We start from the raw sequence: 6,416 nt of genomic DNA on the forward strand, positions 1-6,416 counted from the left end.
CCGCAGCATCACCGACCCCACCGCGCCTCTCTCCCTCCTCCCCGCCACCTCAGCGCCGCCCGACCGCCGTCGATCATGAAGTTGTTGTCACGACACGCCGTCGTGGAAGGCGGCAACTTCATGATCAACGACGGCGGTGGATCAGATGGCGGCGCGCTCCCGGCCGGCGGGGAAGCGATCGAGGACGCCGGTGCCCGCCAGGGCACGGGTGAGGTACCCGGCGCCGGCGCCGGCGATCAGCGTGGCGCTGACGACCGTGAGCAGTGCGTACGGGATCCGGTAGCTGGTCAGCGCGTACTCGACGTTCCAGACGAAGAAGTCGAACAGCGCCGCGCCGAGGCCGGTCAGCGCGCCGGCGAGCAGCGCGGCCGGCAGCCGGAACGACCGGTACCGGAAGGCCGCGAAGGCCAGCTCCGCGCCGAGCCCCTGGATCAGGCCCTGGACGATGGTGATGCCGCCCCACTCCGAGCCGAGCAACGCGGAGATCGTCGCGGCGACCGCTTCGCAGAACAGCGCCGCCCCGGGCTTGCGGATCACCAGGCCACCGAGCACCGCGGGGACCAGCCAGACGCCGTACATGATGGCCTGAGCGGCCGGGAAGAAGGCGAAGGCCGGGTCGACCGCCCGCCAGAGCAGGCCCCAGGCCCAGAAGATGACGCCGAAGCTGACGGCGATCACCGCGGCGACGACGACGTCGATCGTGCGCCATCGGGTGGTCATGGATTGCTTCATGTGTGCTCCCAGTCCTGAACACGAACCAGGAGAAGACGCACGCCGCGCCCGGTGTGCCGGACGGCGGCGCGGCTGGAGGTCGACCGAACTCCCTGCGCTGGCATTACCCAGATCAGGTTCGAGGGTCTGCGGGCGTGCCCGCACTCTCAGCGCTGTGCGCTCCCCTGTCGGATGTGAAGTTGTCTCGGCCGACGCTAGCACCGGCGCCAGGACCGGGACACGACCGGGATCCACGGAGACCTGCCGGATCGGCGTATGACCGGTTAGGGTGAGCTGCCGCACAGCGACGACGACCGAGGGGACGGCCGTGACCGCACCAGAACGGGCCGCTGCGGACCGTCCCGACCCGGGGGCCGTCGATCCGGCCGCCGGGCCGGTCGCCACCGCCGCTCCGGGCGTACGCCGGGAGGAGCCGGCGCCGGTCGCCACCGCCGCTCCGGACGTACGCCGCGACGGGCCGGCGCCGGACGGCGGCGCGGGACGGGGCCGCTGGCTGGGCGAGCGGATCGGCTCGGTCGAAGTGCTCGCGGCGCTGCTTGTCCTGCTGATCGTCTTTCGCGAGCCGATGGCCCGGGCGCTCGCCGAGCCCCGGTTGCAGACCTGGACCACCGTCTTCGTCTCGGTGATGGTGCAGGCGGTGCCGTTCCTGGTCTTCGGGGTGCTGCTGTCGGCGGTGATCGCGGTCTTCGTGCCCCGGTCGTTCTGGGCCCGGGCGCTGCCCCGGCACCCCGGCCTCGCGGTGCCGGTGGCCAGCGCGGCCGGTGTCGTGCTGCCCGGCTGCGAGTGCGGCTCGGTGCCGATCGCCGGGTCGCTGATCCGGCGGGGCGTCACCCCGGCCGCCGCGCTGGCCTTCCTGCTCGCCGCCCCGGCGATCAACCCGATCGTGCTCACCGCCACCGCCGTGGCCTTCCCGAACAATCCCGAGATGGTCCTCGGCCGGGGCGTCGCGAGCCTGCTCGTGGCGATGGTGATGGGCTGGCTCTGGCTGCGTCTCGGCCGGGCCGACTGGATCCGCCTGCCGCGCCGCCCGGAGCTGGACGGCAGCTCGCGCGGGCGGGCGTTCTGGGCGGCGGTCCGGCACGACGTCATCCACGCCGGCGGCTTCCTGGTGCTCGGCGCGATGGCCGCCGCCAGCATCAACGTCCTGGTGCCCGAGCGGTGGTTGCAGACCCTCGCGGACAACCCGGTCCTGTCGGTGCTGGCGCTGGCCGTGCTCGCGGTGCTGCTGTCCATCTGTTCTGAGGCGGACGCCTTCGTGGCGGCCTCCCTGTCGCAGTTCTCCCTTACGTCCAGGCTGGTCTTTCTGGTGGTGGGGCCGATGGTCGATCTCAAGCTGATCTCGATGCAGGCCGGCGTCTTCGGCCGGCGGTTCGCGCTGCGGTTCGCCCCGGCCACCTTCGTGGTGGCGGTCGCGGTCGCCGTCGGCACCGGGGCGGTGCTGACGTGAACCGGCAGGCGCAGGCGGTCGTGCTGCTGCTGCTCGGCGGCGCGGTGATCCGGGCCAGCCTCACCGATCTGTACCTGAACTATGTCAAGGAAGGGCTGCGGCCCTTCCTGATCGCCGCCGGGGTGCTGCTGGTCGCCGCCGCGGTGATGACCCTCTGGCACGAACTGCGCCCCGCCCGCCGGCCCGAAGCCGCCCCCGCCGGCGCGGACGGCCGTGCCGGCGTGGACGGCCGTGCCGAGCAGGCCGGCCACACCGGCCAGGGCGACCACGACCACGGGCACGGGCACCACGAGCCCCGGGTCGGCTGGCTGCTGATCCTGCCGGTGCTGGGCCTGCTGCTGGTCGCCCCGCCGGCGCTGGGCTCGTACGCCGCCGGCCAGGCCGGCACGGCGCTGTCCAGCCAGCAGCGGCAGTCCGACTACCCGCCGCTGCCCGACGGCGACCCGGTGCAGGTCAGCGTCCTCGACTACGCGTCCCGGGCGCTGTTCGACAAGGGCGTGTCGATCGGCGACCGGCGGGTGCGGCTCACCGGCTTCATGACCACCGGCCCGGACGGCCAGCCGATCCTCGCCCGCATGGTGCTGTCCTGCTGCGCCGCCGACGGCCGGCCGGTCAAGCTGGGCCTGACCGGCAACGCGCCGGCCGGCCTCGCCGACGACACCTGGGTCGAGGTGACCGGCCGCTACAGCGACCAGGTCACCCGGGACCCGGTCAACGACGCCGAGATCCCGCACCTCGACGTGGAGTCCTGGCGGCAGGTGCCGGCCCCGAAACGCCCGTACGAGTGACGCCCGCCCGCCCTGGGTAGGCTGCCGATCATGCGGATCGAGGCCCGGGGGCTCACCTTCGACGTCCGTGCCGGCGGCCCGGAGGACGGCCCGCCCGTGCTCCTGCTGCACGGGTTCCCGCAGCACGGCGGGGAGTGGGACGACGTGGTCCCGGCCCTGCACGCGGCCGGGCTGCGTACGTACGCGCCGGACCAGCGGGGCTATTCACCGGGCGCGCGCCCCGAGGCGGTCGGCGCGTACCGGTTGCCCGAGCTGGTCGCCGACGCCGGGGCCGTACTGGACGCGCTGGGGGTCGAGGCCGCGCACGTGGTGGGGCACGACTGGGGCGCGGTGGTCGCCTGGAGCCTGGCGGCCCACCACCCGGGGCGGGTCCGCACGCTGACCGCCGTCTCCGTGCCGCACCCGGCCGCGATGGCGCACGCGCTGGCCACCGACCCCCGGCAGATGGCGCGCTCGGCGTACATGGTGCTGTTCCGGCAGCCCGGCCGGGCGGAGAAGGCGCTGCTGGCACTGGGCGCGACCGGGCTGCGCCGGTTGCTCGGCGGCGTCGGCGGCGCCGCGAGGGTGGCCGCGTACGTGGAGCCGATGCGTGAGCCCGGCGCGCTGACCGCCGCGTTGAACTGGTACCGGGCGATGTCCCGGGCGGACCTGGCGGCCACCGGGCCGGTGCCGGTGCCGACCACGTTCGTCTGGAGCGACCGGGACACCGCGATCGGCCGGGCCGCCGCGCGCGCCTGCGCCGACCACGTGACCGGGGACTACCGCCTCCTCGAACTGCCCGGGGTGAGTCACTGGATCCCCGACCGGGCGCCCGCCGTGCTGGCCGAGGCGATCCTGGCCCGGGTACGCGGGCCGGCCTGAACCCACCATCCCCCGTCGCGCGGCGCCGGCCGGTGCGCCCGGTCCCCGGCGGCGGCTGAGGAAGGTACGACATGGACGGAGGAAGCATGACGGTGAGCGCCGAGGACTACCTCGCGGTGGTGACGGAGACGATGCGGCGGGTGTCCGAGAGCCAGCGCACGGCGGTCGGGCGGGCGGCCGACCTGATCGCCGACGCGGTGCGCGCGGACGGGGTGGTGCACGCCTTCGGCACCGGGCACTCCGAGGCGCTGGCGATGGAGATCGCCGGTCGGGCCGGCGGCCTGGTGCCGACCAACCGGATCGCCCTGCGGGACCTGGTGCTCGTCGGCGGCGCGCCGGCGGAGGTCCTGGGGCCGATGCTGGAGCGGGACCCGTCGGTGGCGCACCGCCTCTACGAGCTGGCTCCGATCGGCCCGCGGGACGTCTTCGTGCTCGCCTCCAACTCCGGGGTCAACGGCGCGATGGTGGAGTTCGCGTCCCTGGTCAAGGAGAAGGGGCACGGCCTGGTGGCGATCACCTCCGCGCAGCACTCCGGGCAGATGACCTCCCGGCACCCGTCCGGGCGCAAGCTCGCGGACTTCGCCGACGTGGTGCTCGACAACGGCGCCCCGTACGGCGACGCGACTCTGCCGCTGCCCGGCGGCGGCGCCGTCGGCGCGGTCTCGTCCATCACCGCCGCGCTGCTGGCCCAGCAGATCACGGTCGAGGTGGTGGCGCGGCTGCTCGCGGCGGGACAGCGGCCCCCGGTGTACCTGTCGGCGAACATCGCCGGCGGCGACGAGCACAACGCGGCGTTCGAGGCGCGGTACGCCGGCCGCATCCGGCGCGGCTCCTGAGCCGGTTTCGCGTCACGCGCGGCGGGGCATCAGCGGTACTGCCGGCGGGGTGCACCCGCCGGCAGTACGGTCTGACCGGAGGTAGCGCGTGTCGAAGGAGACCGAGAGGCAGCGCTGGCAACGTAACTTCGCCGACCTGCTGCAGGAGTTGCGCGTCGCGCAGACGGGCGTGCAGATCCTCTTCGCCTTCCTGCTGACCCTGCCGTTCAGCGCCGCGTTCAGCGAGACCACCGGCTTCCAGAAGGATGTCTACATCGTCGCGCTGCTGGCCGCCGCCGCCGCTGCCGCCGCCATCATCTCCCCGGTGGCGTTCCACCGGGCGCTGTTCCGCCAGGGCCGCAAGCCGGAACTGGTCCGCTTCGCGCACCGGATGGCCGGCATCGGTCTCAGCTTCATGCTGGTCTCGATGGTCAGCGCGGTGTTGCTGGTCACCGACTTCGTGTTGTCCCGGCCGGTCGCCTTCGGGCTCAGCGCGGCCACAGGGGTCTGGTTCCTGACCTTCTGGGCGGTCCTGCCGTTCGTCCGGCGTAACTGGGGTGACGACGACATCGACGACGATGACGACGACCCGCGCACGCCGGCCGGCGACTGACCGGCGTCCCAGGCCCGAAATCCATCTTTACGCAACGCTACCCCTGGGTAACACCCGGGGGTAGCGTTGCGTGTGTCGAGCACGTTGACGCAGCCGGACCGAGGTTCGAGGGGGCAGCCGTGACCACGACGCAGAACAGCCGACCCGCGCCGGAGGAGCCCGGCGCCGCAGGGACCGCGCCCGGGACGACCGGCCCGCTGCCGACGGAGGCCGGCCAGGTCTCCGAGAAGGAGGCCCGCCAGGTCGCCGAGGCCGCCCGGGAATCCGCCTGGGACCGACCCAGTTTCGGCAAGGAGTTGTTCCTCGGCCGGTTCCGGCTCGACCTGATCAACCCCTGGCCGCACCCGGACGCGGCCGACGTCGCGCGGGCCGATGATTTCCTCGGCCGGTTCCGCGACTACCTCACCTCCGAGGTGGACGGCGCGGCGATCGAGCGGGACGCGTCCATCCCCGACGACGTGTTCCACGGGCTGGCCCGCCTCGGCGCGTTCGGCATGAAGATCGACCGCTCGTACGGCGGGCTCGGGCTGAGCAACCTGCACTACTGCCGGGCGCTGATGCTGGCCGGCTCGGTGAGCCCGGCGATCGGCGCGCTGCTCTCCGCGCACCAGTCCATCGGCGTGCCACAGCCGCTGAAGATGTTCGGCACCGCCGAGCAGAAGCAGCGCTTCCTGCCCCGGCTCGCCGCCGGTGAGGTCTCCGCGTTCCTGCTCACCGAGCCGGACGTCGGCTCCGACCCGGCCCGGCTGGCCACCACCGCCGAGCCCACTCCGGACGGCACCGGCTACCGGCTCAACGGGGTCAAGCTCTGGGCCACCAACGGCACCGTCGCCACCCTGCTGGTGGTGATGGCCCGCGTCCCGGCCGTCGAGGGGCGGCGCGGCGGGATCACCGCCTTCGTGGTCGAGGGCGACAGCGAGGGCATCACCGTCGAGCGGCGCAACGCCTTCGTCGGCCTGCGCGGCCTGGAGAACAGCCTCACCCGGTTCCACGATGTGTTCGTGCCGAAGGAGAACGTCATCGGCGGCGAGGGCGCGGGGCTGAAGATCGCGTTGACCACCCTCAACACGGGCCGGCTGTCGCTGCCGGCGATGTGCGTGGGCGCCGGAAAGTGGGCGTTGAACGTGGCCCGGGGGTGGGCGGCCGAGCGGGTGCAGTGG

At 73.6% G+C, this 6,416-nt stretch carries 7 protein-coding genes and 1 riboswitch; of the genes, 6 read left to right on the top strand and 1 reads right to left on the bottom strand.

Annotated features, from left to right (window positions below; genetic code table 11):
* Positions 1-141: 141 nt before the first annotated feature.
* Positions 142-732, bottom strand: coding sequence for an ECF transporter S component (locus C1I99_RS27770; protein ID WP_111137166.1), 591 nt, complete (start codon positions 730-732; stop codon positions 142-144).
* A gap of 71 nt (positions 733-803) precedes the next feature.
* Positions 804-908, bottom strand: a riboswitch (TPP riboswitch).
* Positions 909-1,039: 131 nt separating this feature from the next.
* Here C1I99_RS27770 and C1I99_RS27775 point away from each other — a divergent pair.
* The 6 genes from C1I99_RS27775 to C1I99_RS27800 form a co-directional block, all read left to right on the top strand.
* Complete coding sequence (locus C1I99_RS27775) at positions 1,040-2,179, top strand: permease (RefSeq protein WP_111137167.1); 1,140 nt, start codon at positions 1,040-1,042, stop codon at positions 2,177-2,179.
* Complete coding sequence (locus tag C1I99_RS27780; protein WP_111137168.1) at positions 2,176-2,967, top strand: TIGR03943 family putative permease subunit; 792 nt, start codon at positions 2,176-2,178, stop codon at positions 2,965-2,967. The genes C1I99_RS27775 and C1I99_RS27780 overlap by 4 nt, the downstream gene beginning before the upstream one ends.
* 30 nt (positions 2,968-2,997) lie before the next feature.
* Positions 2,998-3,828, top strand: coding sequence for an alpha/beta fold hydrolase (locus C1I99_RS27785; protein WP_111137169.1), 831 nt, complete (start codon positions 2,998-3,000; stop codon positions 3,826-3,828).
* Between the two features lie 86 nt (positions 3,829-3,914).
* Complete coding sequence (locus C1I99_RS27790; protein ID WP_111137170.1) at positions 3,915-4,664, top strand: sugar isomerase domain-containing protein; 750 nt, start codon at positions 3,915-3,917, stop codon at positions 4,662-4,664.
* An 88-nt stretch (positions 4,665-4,752) separates the two neighbouring features.
* The gene (locus C1I99_RS27795) at positions 4,753-5,256 is read left to right on the top strand and encodes a DUF6328 family protein (protein WP_111137171.1); all 504 of its coding nucleotides are present in this window, start codon (positions 4,753-4,755) and stop codon (positions 5,254-5,256) included.
* Between the two features lie 119 nt (positions 5,257-5,375).
* On the top strand, positions 5,376-6,416 hold a 1,041-nt coding region (locus tag C1I99_RS27800; protein ID WP_199562413.1), incomplete at its 3' end, for an acyl-CoA dehydrogenase family protein.

Origin of the sequence: Micromonospora deserti, from assembly GCF_003236335.1 — a bacterium.
Taxonomy (GTDB): domain Bacteria; phylum Actinomycetota; class Actinomycetes; order Mycobacteriales; family Micromonosporaceae; genus Micromonospora; species Micromonospora deserti.

Excerpts from the sequence above, each read along its gene's own strand:
- C1I99_RS27770 (WP_111137166.1), bottom strand. The coding sequence starts at position 732 with ATGAAGCAATCCATGACCACCCGATGGCGCACGATCGACGTCGTCGTC.
- C1I99_RS27785 (WP_111137169.1), top strand. The coding sequence starts at position 2,998 with ATGCGGATCGAGGCCCGGGGGCTCACCTTCGACGTCCGTGCCGGCGGC.
- C1I99_RS27790 (WP_111137170.1), top strand. The coding sequence starts at position 3,915 with ATGACGGTGAGCGCCGAGGACTACCTCGCGGTGGTGACGGAGACGATG.